Genomic DNA, 20,352 nt, shown 5'->3' with positions numbered 1-20,352 from the left:
GTCATCCTAGGGCCGCATCCAGGCAGACCGCGCTCGACGCGAGCAGCGTGTGCACGACCGCCAGCAGTTCGCCGAGCAGCTCTTCCGGACCCACCGAGCCGAGCCGTCCCGCGGTCGCCATCCCGGCCGACCACAGGTCGTTCTCCACCGGCGACCAGCGGAACACGTCGAACACCGCCGCCGAGACGTGCAGCAGCGGGCTGCCCGGCAGCCCGATCTGGTAGACCTCCGGCGACTCCGGCAGGTTGCCCAGCCCGAGCATCAGCGGCACCAGCCGGTGCCGACGGGCGAACGCCTCGACCGCGTCCGGGGCGACCACCGTGACCAGGCCGTCGTCGAGCAGCGCGGCGAGTGCGACGTCCGCGTCCGGGAGGCCGGACGCCAGCACGCCGTCGACGGTCGACGTCCCGTGCGCCAGCGACCAGACCGCGAACCGCGGCCCGTCCAGGTGCACGACGTCCGGCCCGACCCGGATCCGCTGGGTCGCCTCGCCGGTCGCCTCGTCGTATTCGGAGCCCAGGAGATGCCCCACCGGGAGAAGAATGCTCATCGCGGGCGATCGTAGCCAGCATCCACACCCGGGCGGGATGATCGGGGCATGCCCGACGACGAGATCCACGACATCGATCCGGAAGTGAAGCAGCAACTGGCCGAACTCGCCGCGATGCACGACGAGTGGGTTCTCAAGCACGCGGCCGCCGCCCAGCCGAAGCCCCACGCCGCCGACGACTACGGCGTCCACCACGTCGACGTCGACCCGCCGGAGGGCGCCGACGACGAGTACTTCCGCCGCGCGCGGGAGATCATGGGCTACGACCCGGATACCGGGGACTACCGGGGCTGAGCGGCGCGCCTCTCGTAGAGTCGGGGCATGGCGACACCGCTTGCCCGGACCAGTACCGAGGCCCACCTCTACATGGACCTGCGGCCCTGCGACTGCGGGGAGACCGCGTCCTCGTGGTCGAGCAGCGTCATCGAGCTGGACGACGATCTGGGCAGCCGCTACACCGGCACCTGCCCGTCCTGCGGCACCGAGCGCGAGTTCGTGTTCCGGCTGCCCGACGACATCGTGCTGCCGATCGTCGGCCAGGTCGTCTACGGCGACGGAGCCCCGTCCGAGCTGCTCGATCCGGGGGAGTGGCTGTGGGTCGCCGACCGCTACGCGGGCGCGGTCCCGGCGCAGACCTCGGCCCTCGACGCGGAGGGGCGCCTGGCGGCCCGGTCCCGGATCTCGGCCGCGAGGGCCGCGATGGACGAGGTGCTGGCTTTCGTCCCGTCCGGTGCCGACGAGGTCCCGATCGAATCCTTCTGGTCCGACCTGGGCATTTCTGTCCGGGAAGAGGAGCCGGGCCGCTTTTCCCGGGACCGGCTCGAGGTGATCCGTGACACCTACCACCGCATCCTCGAGGAAATCGACTCTTCGGTCTGAACCACGGCCGGCACCCGCGTACCGTGTTCCCGTGGAGTTTTGCGGTCTGACGCTGTCGCCTCCGATCCGGTGACCGAGACGAAAAACGGCCCCCCATCCGATGTCGGGCAGCCCGACGTGGAGCGGATGGGGCCACCGGAGGACGATCCCGGCGCGACCAGGTGGTCGGCGGGCCCCGCGCTGCCGTCGAGCACGTCGAGTGCCCCGAACGGTGCGGACGGGTCCGAACCCGACGGTCCGGCGTCGCCGACGGATGTTCCGCGGGCGTTGACGAACCCGTCGCGCTGGTCGCGGTCGAGCTTCCGGCTGGCCGCAGACCCGGACGTCGACGCCGGTCCACCCGCGCTGCAGAACACGCCCGCGCTGCCCGACCCGAGCGACCGGATGAACGCCGACCGGCGCCGCCGGTTCGTCGACGAGCCGACGCAGCCGTACCAGATGCCCGATCCGGCCGATTTCGAGCCGGGGCCGACGCCTCCGGCCCTGCTCACTCCTCCGGAGTTCGTCAGCGGTCCGCTGCCCAAGCTCACTACCCCCGAGGCGGACGCTCCGCGGAAGGTGCCGCTCGCGCTGGCGTTCTCGGCCGACGCGCCGCCCGCACCGGAAAAGCCGGTCGAGCCGGCCCGGCCCGCGGCCTCTCCGCTGGTCGCCTCGTTGAGCGCGCCGACGCCGCAGCCCGCGCCGACGCTGCCTGCGCAGCGTCCGCACAGTGCTTTGTCGGAGCCGACGGGAGGCTTCCTGGCGCTGTCGGCCGAGGTCGGAATGGATCCGGACCCGGATCCGGCCGGGCCGTTCGGCGGCCGGCGCGACTACCGGCAGGCGGTCGCCGACCGGTTACCCCGGGCGATCCGGCTGTTGATGCCGCCGCCGGTCGCGGCGCCGCAGTCGGCGACGCGGATGACCGCGCTCGAAGACGGTCGCCGGCGGTCCGATGTCGAGCTCCAGGTCCTCGCCCACCGCGCGGGACGCGAGGCGCTGGCCGCCGAGTCGCGCGGTGACGAACTGCGCAGGCAGGCCGCCATCGCGCGGGACCAGGCCTACGAGGCGCGCGCGACCTGGCAGTGGACCGCCCACCGGCGCGCGACGCTCGCCGAGGAGCTGCAGCAGATCACCGGCGAGGCGAACAGCGTCGCCGAGGAGCAGCGCAAGCTGTCCGAGCAGGCCCGCGGCGCGATGCGCGACGTCGCCGCCTGGGACACCTGGATCGGCCAGCTGCGCGACGAGGCCGCCCGGCTGGGCGGCACCGACGGCGAGTCCGCGAACGCCAGGGCCGAGCAGGGCCAGAACCAGGTGCAGCAGCTGCGCGACTGGCTGGACCGCGCCGAGCAGCGGTTCCGGCAGCTCGGCGCGCACCTCGAGGGGCTGTCGGGCGAGCGCGACCAGCGGGTCAGCGAGTCGGTCGAGCTGTCCGCGCGCCAGCAGACGCTCGTCGACCGCTACAAGCGGCTCGGCAGCGACGCCCAGCGGATGGACCACGAGGCCGCGGGCTGCATCGCCGAGGCGATCCGGGCCCGGCTCGATTCCCGGGAACGGCTGATCGACCTGGTCGGCCTGCGGCCCGAGCTGAGCCGCTGGGTGAACGGCGCCGCGGTGGCGCTGGCTCACCAGGGCGAGATTCCGGTCGGCTACCGGCGGCCGCTCCTGTCCGAGCACGTCGCGCTGGAGCAGGTGCTGCCGCGCAACCCGGACGGTTCGTTCGTGACCGCGCCCGAGCTGACCTCGGACTGGCTGAGCCGGCTCAACGGAGTCGGTCTGCTCGCCGACAACAGCCGCGCCCAGAACTGCGTGGACGCGACGCTGGCGCTGTTCGACGCGTTCGTCCGCGGTCGTCCGCGGGTGGCGGTGCCGCGAATCGTCGACGCGCACCGCAGCGGAACGACCCGGTTGCCGCTGCGGGGCGAGACGACCGGACGGCACCGGCTGGAGAGCGGGCTCGACGGCAGCCTGCAGATCCTGTTCCGGCAGGCGGCCGACGTCCAGACCCCGGCCGAGGCCTACGCGGTGCACACCGCGTTCGACCTGGTCGCCGATCAGCTCCGGCAGGCCGGCCACGGCGCGCTCGCCGTGCTGGTGACCGGCTGGCAGGACGGCGACGCCCGCACCTGGGCCGCCGTCAACCACCGGGGCGGAACACGCTGGGTCGATCCGCAGCTCGGTACGGTGTCGGACACGCCGGTACCGGCGGAGTGGATCCGGACGCTGGAGGTGCTGATGGTGGACGGCTCGGCGCGGCCGGTTCCGTTCCCCGGCGCTCCGCTCTCGCCGTGGACGACGCGGACGGCGTCCACCGCGTACGCGACCGCGGTGACGCAAGCCGTCGGGTCGGTGTCGTGACGGCTCCGGGCATCACCGCGAACGAGGCCAGGCGCATCGCGGCGCGCTGGGTCGGTGAGAGTAGCCCCGACCTCTCGCCCCAGCTCTACGAGTTCGACGCCGGGTTCGTCGTCTGGGGCGCGGGCATCGAGCCGCAGCTCGGCGCGGGCCGGGGCGTGATCGACCGGGAGTCCGGCGAACTGTCGGTCTGGCCGGCCCTGCCGGTGGAGGTCGTCGCGCAGCGGTACCGGGCCGAGCGGGCCGCGTTCGGCCGGCCGCGCCCGGTGAGCGACCAGCTCACCCAGGCCCGCCGTGACCTCGACCGGGTCGGTACCCCGGCGACGATCACCTACCTGCTGCTGGACGGCCCGCCGGTCACTGCGCGCAGCATCAAGGGCGACTCCGAGCCGCAGCACCACCCGCTGGTCGCGGACGCCCTGCGCCGGCTGCCGCTGGAGTTCCGCGAGCGCGGCTACCAGCGCTGCTCGGAGGTGGCCGCGCTCTCGGGGGCCCTGCTCGCCTACGACGCCCGCCAGCCCGCACCGGCCACTCTCGACGAAGCGCGCAAGCGTGTGTTCCGCGGCGCGGAGCTCGTCACGTACCGGGTACGCGAACCCGCCGACCCGCAAGACGCGGTGCCGGGCGCGCCGTGTCTGTCGTGCCTGGCGATGCTCGCGTACTTCGGTTTCGACATCGCGCCTCCGGAAGACTTCTGGCCCGAGGTCGACTCGTGAGCCGATTCCCGAGCGAAGTCGAGGCGGTGCTGCACGCGAGCGGCTGGGCCGAGGGGCGGGCGGTCCCGGAGGCCAGCGCGGAGGCGATCCGGCTGGTCTGCGCCCAGCCGGGTGCGGACGGGTCGCGTCACGTGCCGTTCCCGGCCGCGGAGTCCGCGCTGACCGAGTTCGGCGGGCTGTTCGTGCGTCAGGACGAGCCCGGCATCGAGCTGCGGCGGCGGCCGTTCGCGCTCGACCCGACGATGGCCGCCGCCACCGCGGCGAGCCTGGCCGACCTGGGCCGGGTGCTGGGCGTGCGAATGTTCCCGCTCGGCGTCGAGGGCGACGGGGACGCCGTGCTCTCGATCGACGATCGGGGCCGGGTGTTCGCGTTCGACCACGCCGGCGAGTGGTTCCTGGGCGTGTCTCTGGACGCGGCCCTGGTCACGCTCATCACCGGCATCTCGCCCCCGCGGGTGCGCGACGACGGGACGTGGACCTAGCGGGTCGCGAGGTGGACGTCGGCGGCGGTGAGGGTCTGCAGTTCCTCCAGCCCCGGCATCCGGCCCAGCGCCCGCAACCGCTGTGACTGGGCCTTGCGCATGCCCTCGAACAACTTGCGGGCCTCGCGGGCGTTACCGAAGTTCTGGTCGCGCTCGATCGTGCTGAAGTGGTGCAGCAGCGCGGGCTCCGCGTCCGGGGCCAGCGCGTAGTCGCCGCTGGTCACCATGCGATTGACGATCAGCGTCAACTCGTCGGGCGCGTAGTTGCCGAACTCGATCGTCTTCACGAACCTTGACGCCAGACCGGGGTTCGCGTCCAGGAACTCCTGCATCTCACCGGTGTAGCCGGCCGCGATCACCGCGATCTCGTCGCGGTGGTCCTCCATGAGCTTGACCAGCGTGTCGATCGCTTCCTGCCCGAAGTCGCCACCGGCCGCACCGGCCCGGGACAGCGTGTAGGCCTCGTCGACGAACAGCACACCGCCCTTCGCCGCGTCGAAGACCGCCGAGGTCTTCTCCGCGGTGTGCCCGATGTACTGACCGACCAGGTCCCGGCGGGAGACCTCGCGGAACGGACCGCCCGGCAGCACGCCCAGCGCGGCCAGGATCCGCCCGTAGAGGCGCGCGACCGTCGTCTTACCGGTACCGGGTGCTCCGGCGAAGATCAGGTGGTGGCTCATCGCGCCGACCGCGAGCCCGGCGCTGCGCCGCCACTCGTTCACCTGGATCTCGTCGATCAGGGCCCGGACCTCGGCCTTCACCCCGGCCAGGCCGACCATCGTGTCGAGTTCGACGAGCAGGGCATCGACCTGCTCGGCGTCGGCCTTGTCGGTGCCGGCGCCGACTCCGGCCGAGGCCGCAGGCGGTGCCTCGACGACCGTGATCGTCGCACCGTCGGCGATCTTCACCGGTCCTTCGAGCTTGCAGGAGTCGATCTGCCCTCCGCACCCGCGGTCGACGGTGACGGCGGCGCCGACGACGTCGTGGACGAAGCACCGCCGCAACGTCGGCGCGCTGCCCTGGGCGATCGCGACCCCGGCTTCCCGGGTCTCGGAGACGTCACAGCCCTCGAACGTCGGCCGGCCGGACTCGTAGACGTAGATCCCGCGGTATCCACAGCGGACGATCGTGCAGTCGCGCAGCACCGGGTCGGCACCGAGGCGCACCACGACACCGTCGTCGCCGATGTCCTCGATCGTCGTGTCGGCGACCGTGCCACCGGCGTCTTCGATGAGCAGGCCCTGCTGGGCCTTCCGGATCGTGCATCCGGTGATCGCGAGCTGCACCCGGTCGCTGGCCCGGACGCCCGGGCCGAACCCGGCTTCGATCGTGCACTTCTCGACGGCCAGGCGACCGCCCTCGGACAGCACAGCCGGAGCGTCACCGGCTTTCAGTGTCAGCCCGGTGAGCGTCACCGTGCCGCTGCGCGTCCGGATCAGCGGCGCGTACCGGTCGCGGAACGCGATCGTGACCTCGGCGCCGTCGGCCGCGGTCACGGTGACGTCGATGCCGGGTAACTCGAGGTTCTCGGTGTATTCGCCCGCCTCCACCGACACGACCGTCCCGGCAGTGGCGGCGGCGAGCGCCTCACTGATCGTCGGGTAGGCGCCGGGGCGACTGGACGAGACCAGGAGCGTGCGAGACATAGTGAGGCCAACGGTAGCGGTCGAAGGCGAAAACCGGCCGGGTATGGTCCAGCCCATGCCCGATGCCCCTCGTCCGCTGCCGATGACCGCCGGCGCGCTCATCGTCGGTGGTCTGGTGCACTCGCACACCTCGGTCCGGGGCGACGCGCCGCCGAACCTGCACCCGGTGGTGCGGGAGGTCCTCGACGGGCTCGCGGCCGAGCACCGCGAGCGATTCACCGGCTGGTGCGCCGAGGTCGTGCTGATCTCCGACCGGCTGCACGAGGCCGGGCCCGCGATCACCGTCGAGCAGGCCCGCGAGGTGCTGACGGGCGGCCAGATCCACATCTCCCGGATCCGGGAGGACGGCGACCCGACGCACGGGCAGTTCCAGCCGCCCTGCCGGTCCTGTGCGGTGCTCCTCGACCGGTTCGGCATCTCGACGGTGAGCGCATGACGCGGTTTCCCGCGGACGTCTTCGAGGTTCTGACGGCGGCCGGGTGGTCACCCGGGTCGAAAGACGTGCAGCGGGCCCGCCACTGGGGCCTGACGCTCAGCGCCTGGGCGTCACCGGGGGGCCACCAGCACACGTTCTCGCCGGCGGCGTCCGCGGCGCTGGCCGAGTTCGGCGGGCTCGCGGTCGAGCAGTCGGGGCCGGGCGTCGACGTGGCTCGCACGTCGTTCACGCTCGACCCCGAGCTGGCGCTGCCCACCTGGCTGACGTTGCGCGGGCTGGGTGGTGCGCTGGGTACCGGCGTGTTCCCGCTGGGCTTGGAGGACGGCGGTGTCTCGGTGCTGGCCATCGATAGCAAGGGACGGGTGTTCGCGCTCGACCACACCGCGGAGTGGCTGCTCGGGCGCACGATCGACGAGGCATTGGTGACGCTGGTGCTCGGACGTCGTCCGGCCCGGGTGCGCGCGGACGGTTCGGTGTGATCCCGGGCTTCCCGGTGCCCGGCCTCGACGTCGCCGAGCTGACCGTCGTCCGGCACGGGCAGAGCCTCTCGAACGAGCTGCTGATCGCCGCGAACCAGCAGGGCATCGCGTCGGTCGACGGCCTGCCCGCCCGCGACGCGGACGTCCCGCTCTCGAAGCGTGGTGAGCAGGAGGCGGCCGCGGTCGGCCGCTGGGCCGCCGCGTTGCCGAACCCGCCCGACCTGGTGATCGCGTCCACCTACCTGCGGGCGCAGCTGACCGCCCGGGCGGCCGTGGACGCGCTCGACGGCGAAGTCGAGTTCCGGCTCGACGACCGGATCCGTGACCGGGAGATCGGTGTCCTCACGCTGATGACCGAGGCGGCCGTCCGCGCGGCCTACCCGGACGAGGTGAGCGCTGGGAGGAGACCGGCTTCCTCTACTACCGGCCGCCGGGCGGGGAGTCGCACGCCGACATGGCGATCCGGCTGCGCAGCTTCCTCGCCGACCTGGCGCGGTACGCCTCCGGGCGCCGGGTGCTCCTCGTCGCTCACGATTCCGTCGTCGTGATGTTGCGCTACGTGATCGAGGGTCTGGTCGAGAGTGACGTGCACGCGATCGCGAAGTCCGGTGGCATTCGTAATGCTTCGGTAACTCGGTGGGAATGGGACGGATCGGCGCTTCGATTGACGCTATTCAATGACATTCGACACCTTTGATATCGGCTTACGCTGATAACATTTCGGCTGGTCGGCGGGGTCGCGCGACCGACCAATTCGGTTAGGCTGCCCGGTATGGCCTTACCGGTAGCACGAACCCGGGACGAAGCCCATCTCTATATGGATATGCATCCCTGCCCGAACTGCGGTAAGAGCGACGTCCATTGGGATAGTGCACTCACCTCGGACGACGGCGCCCCGGCGCGCCGCTACAGCGGCTCCTGCCCGGGCTGCCGGTCACCGCGCGCGTTCGTTTTCCGGCTCCCCGATCGTCCGCTGCTGCCCGGCGCCGGCGACGTGGTGCTGTTCGGCGGCGACGAACCCTCCGAGCTGCTGGACGCCGGGGAGTGGCTGTACGTGGCCGACGTCTGCGCGCAGGCCGCCGCCGGTGGGCCGGGCCGCGAGCCCGGTCCGGTGCTCTCGGCCGAGGCGCGCGAGTCGCTGATCGTCGCGGTGGCGGCGATGGACGAGGTTCTGAAGTTCATCCCGCCGGAGAAGGACGAGGTGCCGCGGGCGGGGTTCTGGTCCGATCGCAGCCGGACGCTGCGGCAGACCGAGCCGGGCCGGTTCAAGCAGCGTCGCCTGCTGACCGTGCGCAACACCTACCGGGACGCGTTGGCCCGCGCCGCGAGCTGAGGGCCCACGGGTCACTCCGGCGGTAGATCCCAGCCTTTGCGTCCGGGTCGTGGGCGACGGGCGCTGAGCAGCACCATCACGAGCAGACCGCCGAGCCCGAGCAGCAGCACGGCGGCGATCGCGCCGCCCGCCAGCAGGGCCCGCGTCCGCAACGAATCGAGCTGACCGGCCAGCGCGGTCTCGCTCGGCTGCGCGGTCGGAGCGGCCGGGCCCGGCGCCTCGACCGCGGACGGGTCGGCCGACGGCACCGTCGGCGCCGGTGACGCCGACGGAGCGCTGCCGCCCTGGTTCGTGCTGACCGGCTTGGCGAGCAGCGGGTTCTTGGTCACCGACGGCACCCGGTCGGTCAGCGCCGCGACCGGGTCGACGACCCCGTAGCCGTACTCGGTGTCGCGCCCGGCCGCGCCCTCGTCGGTGGCGGTGGTGATCAGCCGGTTGATGACGTTGGCCGCGGACATCTTCGGGTACCGCGAGCGGATCAGCGCCGCGGTGGCGCTGACCATCGGCGCGCCGAAGCTGGTGCCCTGCACCCGCCAGTACCCGTGGTCGATGCCGGCCGCGGTCAGCTCGGTCGCCGGTGCGGCCAGCACGGTCTCCGGGCCCTGCAGCGAACCGGTCCAGAACGAGCCGGTGCGCAGCAGGCCCGACACCGCGACGACGCCGGGCTCGCGTGCCGGGTGCCAGACTTTCGCACCCCGGTCGTTGGAGAGGTTGCCGTCGCACGCGACCACGACGACGTCCTTGGCGAACGCGTAGTCGACAGCGTCGGTGAGCACCTTCGCGGTGTCGGCGCTGCCCAGCGACAGGTTGATCACGTCGGCACCGTGGTCGACCGCCCACCGGACGGCCTTCGCGACCGTCGTCGCCGAGTCGTACTCGTTGCGCGGGTCGAGGACCCGGACCGGCAGGATCTTCGCCTGGTACGCCAGGCCGACCACGCCGTTCGGGTCGTCGTGCCCGGCGATGAACGCGGCTACCGCGGTGCCGTGACCCACGACGTCCGACCGGCCGTCGGTGGTGCCGTCGACGAAGTCGGTGCCGGGGAGCACCTGACCGACGAGGTCGGGGTGCGTCGCGTCGACGCCCGAGTCGATGACCGCGACCGTGACGCCCTTGCCGGCCGAATACCGCCAGGCCGAGGACGCCTGCAGGAACGAGAGCTGCCACTGCTGGCCGCGGACGGTGTCTGCAGCGGCCGGGGCCGTCGGCACCGCGACCAGCGCGGTCACCGCGGCGAGCACGAAGGCGGCGAGCCTCGGTACTCGGTCACGGTCGCGCACGGCTATCTCCGCAGATGAAGGTGGTGGTGGTCGGATGCCACGGTACGGCGAACGAACACCGTGTGCCTCGCTCGTCTCGAGAAGCGCGCACCGGCCGGAGCAGGCAGACTGGATCGGGTACGCGTGCAGCGCCGTGAATGGAAGAGGCTAATTACGTGTTGGCCGGTATAGACAGGATTGAATCGGGCGCGGATGCCTGTGAGCAACCGCACAGCGGAACGTGGCCGGTCGGTGGCGCGATTCCGGCCGTCCGGGTGCCGGACGATGAGCTGATCGTCCTGCTGGCGGACGACGGACAGCCGACCGGGACCGCCCCCAAGCTGGCCAGTCACCACGCCGACACCCCACTGCACGCCGCGTTCTCCAGCTACGTCTTCGACGCGTCCGGCCGTTTCCTGCTGACCCGGCGGGCGCTGAGCAAGAAGACGTGGCCGGGAGTCTGGACGAACTCGTGCTGCGGGCACCCGGCGCCGGGGGAGTCGCCCGTCGAGGCGGTGCGGCGGCGGCTGGGATACGAGCTGGGTCTCGTCGTCGAGGCGGCGGAGATCGTGCCGCTGCTACCCGACTTCCGCTACCGGGCCGAGCTCGACGGCATCGTCGAGAACGAGATCTGCCCGGTGTTCGGCGTCCGCGTGGACACCGAACCGGAGCCGAACCCGGACGAGGTCGAGGAGTACCGCTGGGTCTCGTGGCCGGTCGAAGACACCAGCGGGCTGTCGCCGTGGTCGCTCCTCCAGCTCGCCGAACTGGAGGGCCACCCGGCGCTCACGACGCTTTTGCCCAGCGGAGAAGCTCACCGGTGACCAGCTCGGGCTGTTCGGACTGCGGAAAGTGCCCGACGCCGTCCAGCACCTGCCACTCGTAGTCCGCGGTCACGTACCGCCCGGAGCCCTGAGCGGTGCGTGGCAGCAGGTAGGTGTCGTCCGCGCCGTGCAGCTGGAGCGTCGGCGCGGCGATCGGCGCCTGCATCAGTTTCGCGTACCGCCACCCGGTCGGGCGGGTGAGTGACCGCAGCGACCAGCGGTAGTACTCCATCGCACAGAACGCCGCCTGCGGAATCTGGATCGCGGTCCGGCAGGCTCGGGTGTACTCCGCGTACTCGTCCGATTCTTTCCAGCGCCGGCCGGCCCACTTCTCGAACAGGTCCTCGACGTAGGTGGCGTCGTCCGCGGTGACCCGGTGCTCGTACCGCGGGGTCTGGAACGCGAACAGCGTCCGGCTGGCGGCGAGCTGGCCGCGTGGGTCGCTGGCGATCGCCGTCCGCAGCCGCAGCGGGTGCGGCGATCCGAGGATCACCATCCGCCGCACCTGACGCGGGTGGAACGCGGCCGTCGCCCAGGCCAGCGCACCGCCCCAGTCGTGACCGACGAGCATCGCGTCCCGCTCGCCAAGCGCCCGGATGAGCCCGCCGACGTCGCTCGCGAGCGTGAACCCGTCGTAGCCGCGCGGTGGTTTGTCGCTGGCGCCGTAACCACGCAGATCCACCGCGGCGACCCGGTACCCGGCCTCGGCGAGCGGTTCGATCTGGTGCCGCCACGTCCACCAGTACTCGGGGAACCCGTGCAGCATCAGGACGAGTGGGCCGGTACCGGCCTCGACGACGTGGAATCGGCTGCCGTTCGCGCTGACGAAGCGGTGGCTCCATGGTCCCTCGTGGAGGACGATCACGTCGTCCGGCGGGTTGGCCATGGTCCTCACAGTAGAGACCTGCGTTCGTTCACGGTCCGCCACCTGCTGGCGTGCACGTTTCCTGCGCTAACCGAGCTGACAGCCTCTACCCTTGCCGCCGGGGAGAGGAGGGTTTCCGTGATCGACGTGTACGCGCCAGTTGAGGTTCCTCGGTGCCCGGACTGGACGATGTCGTGGGACGCCGATCCACCGGGGCGGGCAGCGTTCGCCATCGACGACGGCGAGCAGACGTTACTGCTGGCCGCCGACGGGCGGCGGATAAGAATGGTGGGAGCGGAGCGCCTGGACGACCCGGGCCAGCTCTCACCGGACGGCACCCGGTTGGCGCTGGTGGTCGACCGGCCGGTTCCGACGGTTGCGGTGCTGGACCTGTCCGACGGGTCCCGGCGCGGTTTCCCGGCGACGGTCCGGGGTGCCGAAGTGCTGTCCTGGCTGCCGAGCGGCCGGCGACTTCTGTACGGCAACGACGAGGGCATGTACCTGCTCGACCTGGAGACGGGTCGCAGCGACGCGTACGACTTGTCCGGCGAAGAGCCCCGCGAGGTCGCCGTCGCGCCCGAGGGAGCTCGGATCGCGGTCGACGTCGGGTCCTACGTCCGGATCGCACCGCTGGCCGGTGGGCCGCCGGTGCGCGTCCCGCTGCCCGAGGACGCCGCCCTCGGTGCGCACGGCTGGTCGCCGGACGGCCGGTTGCTCGCGGTGGGCCGCGAGATCACGCCGTCACGCAGCCAGCAGGGCGGGTTCGACCTGGTGATCACCGCACTCGACACCGAGCGCGGGTTCCGGCCGGCCGCGCAGGTGAGCGTCGTGGGTGTGGTCGCCGGCGCGTTCGTCGGGTGGCGCTCGATGCACTCGATCCTGCTGCTCGAGCGTCGGTTCGACGAGCCGTTCCGGCTCGTGGTGCGCGCACTGGACGGTACCGAGATCGAGACGCTCGCCCGTCTGCACGGCTCGGTCTGGGAGGTCCGGGCAGCGGCCGGTCTGCTAGAGATCGTCCGCCCGAACACCAATTCGGACGAAGTCGACCTCGGCGTCCCGCCGCGCTGGCAGCGGATGACCGGTGGGCTGCGCGGCGCTTTCAAGAAGAATTGAGGCGATGGCCCCGGCGCGACGGCCGGGGCCATCCGTTCTCAGTCTTCCTTGCCGCCCGACAGGCCGTCGCTGATCAGGTTCATCACCGTCGGATCGGCCAGCGTGGTGACGTCACCCAGCGAGCGGTTCTCGGCGACGTCACGCAGCAACCGGCGCATGATCTTGCCCGAACGCGTCTTCGGCAGCTCCGGCACCACCAGGATCTGCCGGGGCTTCGCGATCGGCCCGATCTCCCGCGAGACGTGCTGCCGCAGCTCCGCGGCGGTGTCGTCGCTCTTCTCGGCGTCGCCTCGGAGGATGACGAACGCGACGATGCCCTGACCGGTGGTCGGGTCGGTCGCGCCGACGACCGCGGCTTCGGCCACCGACGGGTGGCTGACCAGCGCCGACTCCACCTCGGTGGTGGAGATCCGGTGCCCGGAGACGTTCATGACGTCGTCCACGCGGCCGAGTAGCCACAGGTCGCCGTCGTCGTCCTTCTTCGCACCGTCGCCGGCGAAGTAGTACCCGGCGTCGCTGTAGCGCGACCAGTACGTGTCTTTGTACCGCTCGTCGTCGCCCCAGATCGTCCGGAGCATCGACGGCCACGGCTCGGTGAGCACCAGGTACCCGCCGCCGCCGTCCGGCACCGGCTTACCACCCTCGTCGACGACGTCGACCGAGATGCCGGGCAGCGCTTTCTGGGCCGAGCCGGGCTTCGTGGCCGTCACGCCGGGCAGCGGGGAAACCATGATCGCGCCGGTCTCGGTCTGCCACCAGGTGTCGACGATCGGCGCCTGGTCACCGCCGATGTGGTGGCGATACCACACCCATGCTTCCGGGTTGATCGGCTCACCGACGGACCCGAGCAGCCTCAAGGTGGACAGATCGAACTTCGCCGGGATGTCGGCGCCCCACTTCATGAACGTGCGGATCGTCGTGGGCGCGGTGTAGAGGATCGTCACCTTGTACTTCTGGATGATCTCCCAGAAGCGGCCCTGGTGCGGCGTGTCCGGCGTGCCCTCGTACATCACCTGGGTGGCGCCGTTCGACAGCGGCCCGTAGACGATGTAGCTGTGCCCGGTGACCCAGCCGATGTCGGCCGCGCACCAGTAGATGTCGGTCTCCGGCTTGAGATCGAACACCGCGTGATGGGTCCAGGACACCTGGGTGAGGTAACCGCCGGAGGTGTGCAGGATGCCCTTCGGCCGCGCGGTGGTGCCCGACGTGTAGAGGATGAACAGCGGGTTCTCGGCGTCGAACGTCGTGTACGCGTGCGTCTCGGGCTGCCGGTCGACGACGTCGTGCCACCAGAGGTCGCGGCCCTCGGTCATCGGCACGTCTTCGCCGGTGCGCCGGACGACCAGCATCTTCTCGACGCCGGTGCCGTCGACCGCCTCGTCCGCGGCGGGCTTGAGGGCCGACGGCTTGCCGCGCCGGTAGCCGCCGTCGGCGGTGATGACGACCTTGGCCTCGGCGTCTTCGATGCGGTTGCGAAGGCTGTCGGCGGAGAATCCACCGAACACCACGCTGTGCGCCGCACCCAGCCGGGCGCAGGCGAGCATCGCGAACGCGGCCTCCGGGATCATCGGCAGGTAGATCATGACCCGGTCGCCGGTACGGACGCCGAGTTCGTGCAGCGCGTTCGCGGCCTTGGAGACCTGGACCTGCAGTTCGCGGTAGCTGATCGTGCGGGTATCGCCCGGTTCGCCCTCCCAATGGATGGCGATCCGGTCTCCGTTGCCCGCCTCTACGTGCCTGTCGACGCAGTTGTAGGCGACGTTCAGCTTCCCGCCGACGAACCACTTCGCGAACGGCGCGTTCCACTCGCAGGCGGTGTGCCAGGGCTCGGCCCAGTCCAACCGGCGGGCCTGCTCTTCCCAGAACCCGATCCGGTCGTTCCGTGCGCGCTCGTAGGCGTCTTCCTTGACGTTGGCGGCCTCGGCGAATGCGGCCGGGGGTGCGAACGTGCGCTCCTCGCGAAGCAGGTTCGAGAGCGTGGCCTCGGAAGAGGCTTCTTCGGTCATGTGCGGGACCTCCTCGGTGAGCCGGCGGCCACGTTAAACCTAGTGCGGCGGACGGCGGCGCACACCACGTGGTCGCCGGTTGTGGCGTCGAGCGGCGGGCTGTCGGCGGTCGGCGGTAGCGTCCGGGGCCTGCATTGATGTGGAGGGGCAAGGTCTATGCGCTGGCGGCCGCTGTTCGTAGTACTGGTGCTGGCGTCGGTCGGCGTGCTGGCCTCGGCCGGGCTCGGCGTCGGTGCCGCGTTCGCCGTGAAGGGCGATTCCGGCGGCAGCCGCTACCCGGGCCCGAGGTACCCGACCGACACCGAGAACCTGCCGCTCTGGACGTCGGACGTGACCGAATCCGCCCCCGGCCGGTCGGTCTTCCTGCTCGAGACGATCGGGGTGTTCAGCAGCAGCCACGTCGTCTTCTCCGCCGATTCCGACCGCGTCCGGGGTGTCGATTCGATCTCCGGCCGTACCGACCAGGACTACGGCGTCGTCACCATGCAGCTCGCCCCGGACGGCAGCCGCCTCGCGGTCGGTGACGCCACCGGTGACGGAACCGACGTGCTGGTGGCCGATCTCACCACCGGCTCCGAGCGGCGCTTCCCGATCGAGGCCGGTCCGGCCGGCCTCATCGAGGTCCTGGCCTGGTCTGCGGACGCCAGACAGCTGGCCGTCGCGGCCGGCAGCTTGTACGTCCTGGACGTGGAGAGCGGGCGGTTCACGAAGGTGGGCTCGCCCGACGCCGCCAGCCCGGAGAAGTCGGAGCTCTTACCCGGTGAGCAACCGCTGCCGGGCGGTGCCGAGCCACCGGCGCTCTCGTCCGGATCGCCGGGGTCGTACGACGAGCCGGGTGGCGTGCAGGCGGCGTTCTCGCCCGACGGGCGGTCGATCGTGTTCGACGACGGGTCCGACATCGAGGTGTACCCGGCCGACGGGTCGGGGTCGCCGGTGCTGCTCACCGACCGGACGGTCCGGCTGGCCGGGCCGAACGCGTGGTCCCCGGACGGCGCGCGGGTGCTGGTTCTGCGCGACGAGGCGACCGCGTACGACGGCACCACGTCGCTGCTGGCGATCGACGTGGCGTCGAAGCAGGCCGAGCGGCTGGCGCGGTTCGGGCTCGTCGAGTTCAGCGAGCCGGTGCCGGTGGGCTGGCGGAGCGCCGACGAGGTGCTGCTCGCCGGCACCGACGAGAACGGTACGGAGATCGTCGACGCGTACCGGTTGGACGGCCAGAGGCGCTCGCGGGTGCTGACGCTGGGGTATTCGTCGTTCTCGGCCGTGTTCGCGGCGAAGCTCCTGGTGGAGGCGACGCCACGCGGCGGCGGCTTCACCGGGGGCCCGACGCCGATGGGCTGGCGGGTGGCGATCGGGTTGGTGACGGCCTTGGTGGCGGCGTTGGTCCTGTCGGTGGTCGGTACCGCGGTCGGCGTCCCGCTGGCCTTGCACCGCCGGGCCGCGGCCCGGCGCACGGTGGTGCCCCCGCTCCCGTACGGCCGCCCGGTCTACGCGGCCCCGCCGGCGCCGGCCCGGTGGAGGCCGCCGCCCGCCGGACCGCCGCCGGTGGACGTCTTCACGGGCGGCGCGGCGGAGCCGGGTGAAACGGCGGCCGGGGTGCCGGCGGCCGAGCCGCGTCCGGTCGCGGCGGCGGGCGACTGGGCCCTGCCTCGGTGACACCGGCGTCGGCGGATACGGTACTGAGCGTGTCGGATCCCCTCGCGCCGCTGCTCGGTCTGCCGGGCGTCGCTGACGCGGCCGCCGAGGCACGCAAGCAAGTCGACCAGCTGTTCGGCCACCAGATCCTGCGCCGCGGCTCCGGTCCGGTCAGCGTCGAGGCCGCGCTCCGGGGCGCACAGGCGTCCGCCGCGCTCGAGGGCGCCCGCTACGACCTGGAGTCGGTCCGCGCCGGAGCGGTCACGGATCCGATCGTCCAGGGCTCGCTGCGCATCGCCGGTTCGATCGGCTCGCTCGTCGGCACCTGGGCCAAGGCGCCGCTCCAGGTCCTGGCCCGCCTGCACGTGCTGGCCGCCCGTGACGTGCTCCCGTCGGAGGCGCTCGGCCGTCCGCGCACCGATCCCGAGGTCGCAGCCCGGCTGTCGGCGCTCAGCGACCTCGTCACCGGAGGCACCGACGCCCCGGCGGTGATCGTCGCGGCGATCGTCCACGGCGAACTTCTCGCGCTCGCTCCGTTCGACGGTCCCGGTGGCCTGGTCGCCCGCGCCGCGGCGCGCCTGACGCTGATCGCCAAGGGCCTCGACCCGAAGGCGGTCTCGGTGCCCGAGGCCGGCCATCTCGCCCGCGAGCCCGAGTACATCGGCGCGGCCAACGCCTACGCCACCGGCACGCCGGACGGCGTCCGCAACTGGATCCAGCACTGCTGCACCGCGGTCGCGCTCGGCGCCGACGAGGGTTTCGCGATCTGCGAGGCGATGGCCCGGTAGGTGGACGCCGCGGGGCGGATCACCGCGGGTTGAGCCCGGGCGGGTGTGGTCCGGGCGGGTGTGGTCCGGGCGGGTGTGGTCCGGGCGGGTGCAGTCCGGGCGGGTGCAGTCCGGGCGGGTGCAGTCCGGGCGGGTCGGTCTGGGCGGGTGTGGTCCGGGCGGGTGTGGTCCGGGTGGGTCAGTAGCGTGGGGGTGGGCCGTAGCCGGGTGGGCCGGGTGGCGGGCCGTAGCCGGGTGGCGGTGGTCCTCCGGGGTAGCGGCTCGGCTGCGGCAGGCGCCCGCGTGGCGCGCGGCCGGGCGTCCGCAGGAAGTCTGGACGGACACCGTTCGACGGCGGCCAGAGCACCGTGCCGCCACCACCGGCCGTGAGCACCGTGCCCACCACCAGGACCACGCCGGCGAGCAGCATCAGGTAACCACCGAGGTCGAGCGAGAGCGTCGAGGCGATCTTGACCCCGCCCGCGGTGATCTGGGGACGGTCGTCCCCGAACATCACGGTCTTGGGTGACACGCCGAGGCCGAGCAGGATCAGCAGCGTCAGACCGCTGAGCAGTACGCGGATCTGCGCAGCCGTGAGGCCGAGCACGGTGAACCGGCCGCGCCCGAGGACCCGGAGCGCACCGAGCACGGCGACCGCCACCGCCGCGACGATCGCGATCCAGCTGAGCGGCGTGAGGAACGTGCCCGAGGCCCAGGCCGTCCACGAGGTCGGGACGTCGGCGCGGTTCTTGACCGCTTCGTAGCGTCCGTCGGTGTAGGAGACGAACGGCAGCAGCGAGAAGGCCAGGACCAGCACTCCACCGAGGACCGTGAGCAGGTCGCCGATCGTGACGACGGGGACACCGGCGCGAGCCCGGCCGCGGCCGGTGACGCGCCCGGCGGCGCCGGGGATCGGCTCGGTGACGTTCTCGCGCGGGTGCGGGGCGTACCTCTCCGGGCGGGGTGGTCCGGAGCGGGGGAGCGGCGACAGCGGAGGCGCCGACATCGGGGAGGCCGGCCCCGGCATCGGTGGCCCTGACATCGGTGGCCCCGGCATCGGTTGCCCTGACATCGGTGGCCCCGGCATCGGAGGTGCGGACATCGGAGGCGTCGGCCTCGACGGCTGGGGAGGCGGCTGGGGTGGGCGTACCTGGGGGATCGGCCGCTGCTGGCGGGGCTGTTGGGTCACCGCCGACCACGGCGGCGCGGAGTGCGATCGAGGCGCGGGCTCGTGGTCCGGTAAGGGTTTGACGAGTGGCGCCGTCAACGGATCGTCGCCGGCGAACGGATCGTTCGGGCGCCGCGCGAGGGGCCGTTCCGGCGGTGTACGAGGTCTCTCCGGCGGCCTGGGTCTCTCCCGGCGCGGGCGCGGATCCATCGTCGTGTTCCCCTCCAGCCACTCCAGCCCCGCAGTCAGCCTATCGACGCGAAAGCGAACCTGTCTGGGGTTCACGAAGTGGAGGGAGCCGCCGCGCATAGGGACGGCGCCCCTGATCGGGACGCCGTCACGCACAGTCGGTCTGGGCTACCAAGCGTGCGCCTTCTCCGACGAGCGCGGATCCCGTCGGATCCGCCTCGACGCGCCGTACGCGGCTGGTCGCGCGTGGGTACCTAGAGTCTGTGCCCGAGCTTTACTAGCTTCTAGTGATGCCCGTCACACCTTTCTACGCCGGTTGTGTGCACCGCGGAAGGCCCTCTGAGCAGAACGTTCATACTCCGACGGCGCGTCGCCGTCCGTACCAGACCATGCCGGCGAGCGCCGCGGCACCGACGCCGAACCCGACGGCCGCGGTGGCCAGCACCGGCGTCGAGGGGCGGACGAATCGGGTGGGAAGGGTCACCGGGCGGCGGAAGAGCAGCACCGGCCAGTTGCGCTCGGCGGCGACCTTGCGCAAGCCGCGGTCGGGGTTGACCGCGAACGGATGCCCGACGGTGCTGAGCATCGGGACGTCGCTCACCGAGTCGGAGTACGCGTAGCAGTCGTCGAGGACGTAACCCTCGCTGTCGGCGAGTTCGCGGATCGCCGCGGCCTTCGCCGGGCCGGCGGCGTAGTACTCGATCTCGCCCGTGTACCGGCCGTCGACGACCTTCATCCTGGTCGCGACCACCCGGTCGACGCCGAGCAGCGCACCGATCGGGCGGACGACCTCGTCGCCGGAGGTGCTCACGATCACGACGTCACGCCCGGCCGCCCGGTGCTCGCCGATCAGTGCGGCCGCCTCGGCGTAGATCGTCGGCTCGATCAGCTCGTGCAGGGTCTCGGCGACGATCTGCCGGACCTGGCTGACACTCCAGCCCGTCATCATCGAGGTCACCGCGTCGCGGATGCGGGCCATCTGGGCCTCGTCGGCACCGGCGCGCTGGAACATCAACTGTGCGTAAGCACTCCGGAGCATCGCCCGGCGGGTGATCAGCCCGCCCTGATAGAACGGGCGGCCGAACGCGAGCGCGCTCGATTTGGCGATGACGGTCTTGTCGAGGTCGAAGAACGCCGCGCTGCGCGCCTGCGCCGGTTCGACCGTGCTGCCACTGTCCACAGTTGGGAGACCGTTCGGCTCGTCGCCCGCGCTGGCGCTCTCGCTCATGCCTCGGAGTGTAGGACGGGACCGATACCGACCGGGCCCTCGACTCCGGCGTTCGTTTAGGGCATTCTTACCGGGGGTCTGCGCCCAAGAAGCTTGGGCGCCTTAAGAAAATTCTTACGGATCTTGTTTCCGGCTCCCTTCGGTTGCAGATCTAGCGCGGTTTGCTGAACAATGTCAGAGGGGCTCTGTGTCGAGAAGCGGAGAAGAGAACATCTAGTCAGCCTCGGCACCTTTTGACGGCCTGGTTGACCGCACCCCCCCCGCGGTCATCTGGGCGGGTTCGGCTCGGCCCCCCCGGAGCCGGACCCCGGACGGTCCCCGCCCACCCCCCCGGCGGGGACCGTCCCCTTTTCTCCAGAAATCTCTTTCCGTCCATATCGGGCGGTCTGCGCATTTTTGTGATGCGGACATTTCTCGGAAGTTCTCGGATATGCGTTTCTTGCTCG

The 20,352-nt window shown here is 71.8% G+C and carries 21 protein-coding genes; 14 read left to right on the top strand and 7 right to left on the bottom strand.

Annotation, left to right across the window (positions count from 1 at the left end):
* Nucleotide 1: 1 nt before the first annotated feature.
* Entirely contained in the window at nucleotides 2-550 is a 549-nt protein-coding gene (locus tag ACIBZJ_RS17795) for a hypothetical protein (protein WP_395930709.1), read from the bottom strand.
* A gap of 48 nt (nucleotides 551-598) precedes the next feature.
* Here ACIBZJ_RS17795 and ACIBZJ_RS17790 point away from each other — a divergent pair, with 48 nt between their 5' ends.
* The 5 genes from ACIBZJ_RS17790 to ACIBZJ_RS17770 all read left to right on the top strand — a co-directional run bounded on the left by ACIBZJ_RS17790 (nucleotide 599) and on the right by ACIBZJ_RS17770 (nucleotide 4,958).
* Nucleotides 599-844 carry a hypothetical protein gene (locus tag ACIBZJ_RS17790; protein ID WP_395930707.1) on the top strand — a complete coding sequence of 82 codons (246 nt, stop codon included), beginning with the start codon at nucleotides 599-601 and terminating at the stop codon, nucleotides 842-844.
* A gap of 27 nt (nucleotides 845-871) precedes the next feature.
* Nucleotides 872-1,429, top strand: a complete 558-nt coding sequence (locus ACIBZJ_RS17785; protein WP_395930705.1) for a hypothetical protein — start codon at nucleotides 872-874, stop codon at nucleotides 1,427-1,429.
* A gap of 69 nt (nucleotides 1,430-1,498) precedes the next feature.
* Nucleotides 1,499-3,763 (top strand): toxin glutamine deamidase domain-containing protein, encoded by a 2,265-nt coding sequence (locus tag ACIBZJ_RS17780; RefSeq protein ID WP_395930703.1) that lies wholly within the window; start codon nucleotides 1,499-1,501, stop codon nucleotides 3,761-3,763.
* Nucleotides 3,760-4,476, top strand: a complete 717-nt coding sequence (locus ACIBZJ_RS17775; protein ID WP_395930701.1) for a YwqJ-related putative deaminase — start codon at nucleotides 3,760-3,762, stop codon at nucleotides 4,474-4,476. Before ACIBZJ_RS17780 ends, ACIBZJ_RS17775 begins: the two co-directional genes overlap by 4 nt.
* Nucleotides 4,473-4,958: an SUKH-3 domain-containing protein gene (locus ACIBZJ_RS17770; protein WP_395930699.1), complete on the top strand. Its 486-nt coding sequence runs from the start codon at nucleotides 4,473-4,475 to the stop codon at nucleotides 4,956-4,958. The genes ACIBZJ_RS17775 and ACIBZJ_RS17770 overlap by 4 nt, the downstream gene beginning before the upstream one ends.
* Here ACIBZJ_RS17770 and ACIBZJ_RS17765 read toward each other — a convergent pair.
* Nucleotides 4,955-6,604 carry a right-handed parallel beta-helix repeat-containing protein gene (locus tag ACIBZJ_RS17765; RefSeq protein ID WP_395930697.1) on the bottom strand — a complete coding sequence of 550 codons (1,650 nt, stop codon included), beginning with the start codon at nucleotides 6,602-6,604 and terminating at the stop codon, nucleotides 4,955-4,957. The genes ACIBZJ_RS17770 and ACIBZJ_RS17765 overlap by 4 nt on opposite strands.
* A 55-nt stretch (nucleotides 6,605-6,659) precedes the next feature.
* On the opposite strand from ACIBZJ_RS17765, the gene ACIBZJ_RS17760 reads away from it, so the two are divergent.
* The 5 genes from ACIBZJ_RS17760 (at nucleotide 6,660) to ACIBZJ_RS17740 (ending at nucleotide 8,852) form a co-directional block, all read left to right on the top strand.
* On the top strand, nucleotides 6,660-7,040 hold the full coding sequence (locus ACIBZJ_RS17760) for a YwqJ-related putative deaminase (RefSeq protein ID WP_395930695.1): 381 nt from the start codon (nucleotides 6,660-6,662) through the stop codon (nucleotides 7,038-7,040).
* Nucleotides 7,037-7,519, top strand: a complete 483-nt coding sequence (locus ACIBZJ_RS17755) for an SUKH-3 domain-containing protein (RefSeq protein WP_395930693.1) — start codon at nucleotides 7,037-7,039, stop codon at nucleotides 7,517-7,519. The genes ACIBZJ_RS17760 and ACIBZJ_RS17755 overlap by 4 nt, the downstream gene beginning before the upstream one ends.
* On the top strand, nucleotides 7,516-8,067 hold the full coding sequence (locus ACIBZJ_RS17750) for a phosphoglycerate mutase family protein (RefSeq protein WP_395930691.1): 552 nt from the start codon (nucleotides 7,516-7,518) through the stop codon (nucleotides 8,065-8,067). The genes ACIBZJ_RS17755 and ACIBZJ_RS17750 overlap by 4 nt, the downstream gene beginning before the upstream one ends.
* Complete coding sequence (locus ACIBZJ_RS17745; protein ID WP_395930689.1) at nucleotides 7,974-8,216, top strand: histidine phosphatase family protein; 243 nt, start codon at nucleotides 7,974-7,976, stop codon at nucleotides 8,214-8,216. Before ACIBZJ_RS17750 ends, ACIBZJ_RS17745 begins: the two co-directional genes overlap by 94 nt.
* Before the next feature lie 120 nt (nucleotides 8,217-8,336).
* Nucleotides 8,337-8,852: a hypothetical protein gene (locus tag ACIBZJ_RS17740; protein ID WP_395930687.1), complete on the top strand. Its 516-nt coding sequence runs from the start codon at nucleotides 8,337-8,339 to the stop codon at nucleotides 8,850-8,852.
* Between the two features lie 11 nt (nucleotides 8,853-8,863).
* Here the strand turns inward: ACIBZJ_RS17740 and mycP are convergent, their stop codons facing one another.
* On the bottom strand, nucleotides 8,864-10,132 hold the full coding sequence (gene mycP, locus ACIBZJ_RS17735; protein ID WP_395930685.1) for a type VII secretion-associated serine protease mycosin: 1,269 nt from the start codon (nucleotides 10,130-10,132) through the stop codon (nucleotides 8,864-8,866).
* Between the two features lie 254 nt (nucleotides 10,133-10,386).
* On the opposite strand from mycP, the gene idi reads away from it, so the two are divergent.
* Nucleotides 10,387-10,935 (top strand): isopentenyl-diphosphate Delta-isomerase, encoded by a 549-nt coding sequence (gene idi / locus ACIBZJ_RS17730; RefSeq protein ID WP_395930683.1) that lies wholly within the window; start codon nucleotides 10,387-10,389, stop codon nucleotides 10,933-10,935.
* On the opposite strand, the gene ACIBZJ_RS17725 is transcribed toward idi, so the two are convergent.
* Entirely contained in the window at nucleotides 10,898-11,821 is a 924-nt protein-coding gene (locus tag ACIBZJ_RS17725) for an alpha/beta fold hydrolase (protein WP_395930681.1), read from the bottom strand. The two genes, idi and ACIBZJ_RS17725, sit on opposite strands and share 38 nt — an antisense overlap.
* Before the next feature lie 117 nt (nucleotides 11,822-11,938).
* Between ACIBZJ_RS17725 and ACIBZJ_RS17720 the strand changes: the two genes are divergently transcribed.
* Complete coding sequence (locus ACIBZJ_RS17720) at nucleotides 11,939-12,913, top strand: WD40 repeat domain-containing protein (RefSeq protein WP_395930679.1); 975 nt, start codon at nucleotides 11,939-11,941, stop codon at nucleotides 12,911-12,913.
* Nucleotides 12,914-12,951: 38 nt separating this feature from the next.
* Here ACIBZJ_RS17720 and acs read toward each other — a convergent pair whose 3' ends face one another.
* Nucleotides 12,952-14,919, bottom strand: coding sequence for an acetate--CoA ligase (gene acs / locus ACIBZJ_RS17715; protein ID WP_395930677.1), 1,968 nt, complete (start codon nucleotides 14,917-14,919; stop codon nucleotides 12,952-12,954).
* Between the two features lie 156 nt (nucleotides 14,920-15,075).
* Here acs and ACIBZJ_RS17710 point away from each other — a divergent pair, with 156 nt between their 5' ends.
* Nucleotides 15,076-16,575: a TolB family protein gene (locus tag ACIBZJ_RS17710; RefSeq protein WP_395930675.1), complete on the top strand. Its 1,500-nt coding sequence runs from the start codon at nucleotides 15,076-15,078 to the stop codon at nucleotides 16,573-16,575.
* Between the two features lie 23 nt (nucleotides 16,576-16,598).
* Complete coding sequence (locus tag ACIBZJ_RS17705) at nucleotides 16,599-17,342, top strand: oxidoreductase (protein ID WP_395931252.1); 744 nt, start codon at nucleotides 16,599-16,601, stop codon at nucleotides 17,340-17,342.
* 178 nt (nucleotides 17,343-17,520) lie between these two features.
* Here the strand turns inward: ACIBZJ_RS17705 and ACIBZJ_RS17700 are convergent, their stop codons facing one another.
* Together ACIBZJ_RS17700 and ACIBZJ_RS17695 are read right to left on the bottom strand one after the other, a co-directional pair.
* Nucleotides 17,521-18,363 (bottom strand): hypothetical protein, encoded by an 843-nt coding sequence (locus ACIBZJ_RS17700; protein ID WP_395930673.1) that lies wholly within the window; start codon nucleotides 18,361-18,363, stop codon nucleotides 17,521-17,523.
* A gap of 667 nt (nucleotides 18,364-19,030) precedes the next feature.
* Entirely contained in the window at nucleotides 19,031-19,906 is an 876-nt protein-coding gene (locus ACIBZJ_RS17695; protein ID WP_395930671.1) for an HAD family hydrolase, read from the bottom strand.
* Nucleotides 19,907-20,352: the final 446 nt, after the last annotated feature.

Origin of the sequence: Cryptosporangium sp. NPDC051539 (genome assembly GCF_044454545.1) — a bacterium.
In the GTDB taxonomy this organism is placed as follows: Bacteria; Actinomycetota; Actinomycetes; order Mycobacteriales; family Cryptosporangiaceae; genus Cryptosporangium.
Note: the sequence above shows the minus strand (reverse complement) of the source record. Positions and strands in the feature narration are given on the sequence as shown.

What these genes read in the sequence shown, in the direction of transcription:
- ACIBZJ_RS17795 (WP_395930709.1), bottom strand. Translation starts at nt 550, where the DNA reads ATGAGCATTCTTCTCCCGGTGGGGCATCTCCTGGGCTCCGAATACGAC.
- ACIBZJ_RS17790 (WP_395930707.1), top strand. Translation starts at nt 599, where the DNA reads ATGCCCGACGACGAGATCCACGACATCGATCCGGAAGTGAAGCAGCAA.
- ACIBZJ_RS17785 (WP_395930705.1), top strand. Translation starts at nt 872, where the DNA reads ATGGCGACACCGCTTGCCCGGACCAGTACCGAGGCCCACCTCTACATG.
- ACIBZJ_RS17765 (WP_395930697.1), bottom strand. Translation starts at nt 6,604, where the DNA reads ATGTCTCGCACGCTCCTGGTCTCGTCCAGTCGCCCCGGCGCCTACCCG.
- ACIBZJ_RS17760 (WP_395930695.1), top strand. Translation starts at nt 6,660, where the DNA reads ATGCCCGATGCCCCTCGTCCGCTGCCGATGACCGCCGGCGCGCTCATC.
- ACIBZJ_RS17755 (WP_395930693.1), top strand. Translation starts at nt 7,037, where the DNA reads ATGACGCGGTTTCCCGCGGACGTCTTCGAGGTTCTGACGGCGGCCGGG.
- ACIBZJ_RS17745 (WP_395930689.1), top strand. Translation starts at nt 7,974, where the DNA reads ATGGCGATCCGGCTGCGCAGCTTCCTCGCCGACCTGGCGCGGTACGCC.
- ACIBZJ_RS17740 (WP_395930687.1), top strand. Translation starts at nt 8,337, where the DNA reads ATGGATATGCATCCCTGCCCGAACTGCGGTAAGAGCGACGTCCATTGG.
- ACIBZJ_RS17725 (WP_395930681.1), bottom strand. Translation starts at nt 11,821, where the DNA reads ATGGCCAACCCGCCGGACGACGTGATCGTCCTCCACGAGGGACCATGG.
- acs (WP_395930677.1), bottom strand. Translation starts at nt 14,919, where the DNA reads ATGACCGAAGAAGCCTCTTCCGAGGCCACGCTCTCGAACCTGCTTCGC.
- ACIBZJ_RS17710 (WP_395930675.1), top strand. Translation starts at nt 15,076, where the DNA reads ATGCGCTGGCGGCCGCTGTTCGTAGTACTGGTGCTGGCGTCGGTCGGC.
- ACIBZJ_RS17700 (WP_395930673.1), bottom strand. Translation starts at nt 18,363, where the DNA reads ATGTCAGGGCCACCGATGCCGGGGCCGGCCTCCCCGATGTCGGCGCCT.
- ACIBZJ_RS17695 (WP_395930671.1), bottom strand. Translation starts at nt 19,906, where the DNA reads ATGAGCGAGAGCGCCAGCGCGGGCGACGAGCCGAACGGTCTCCCAACT.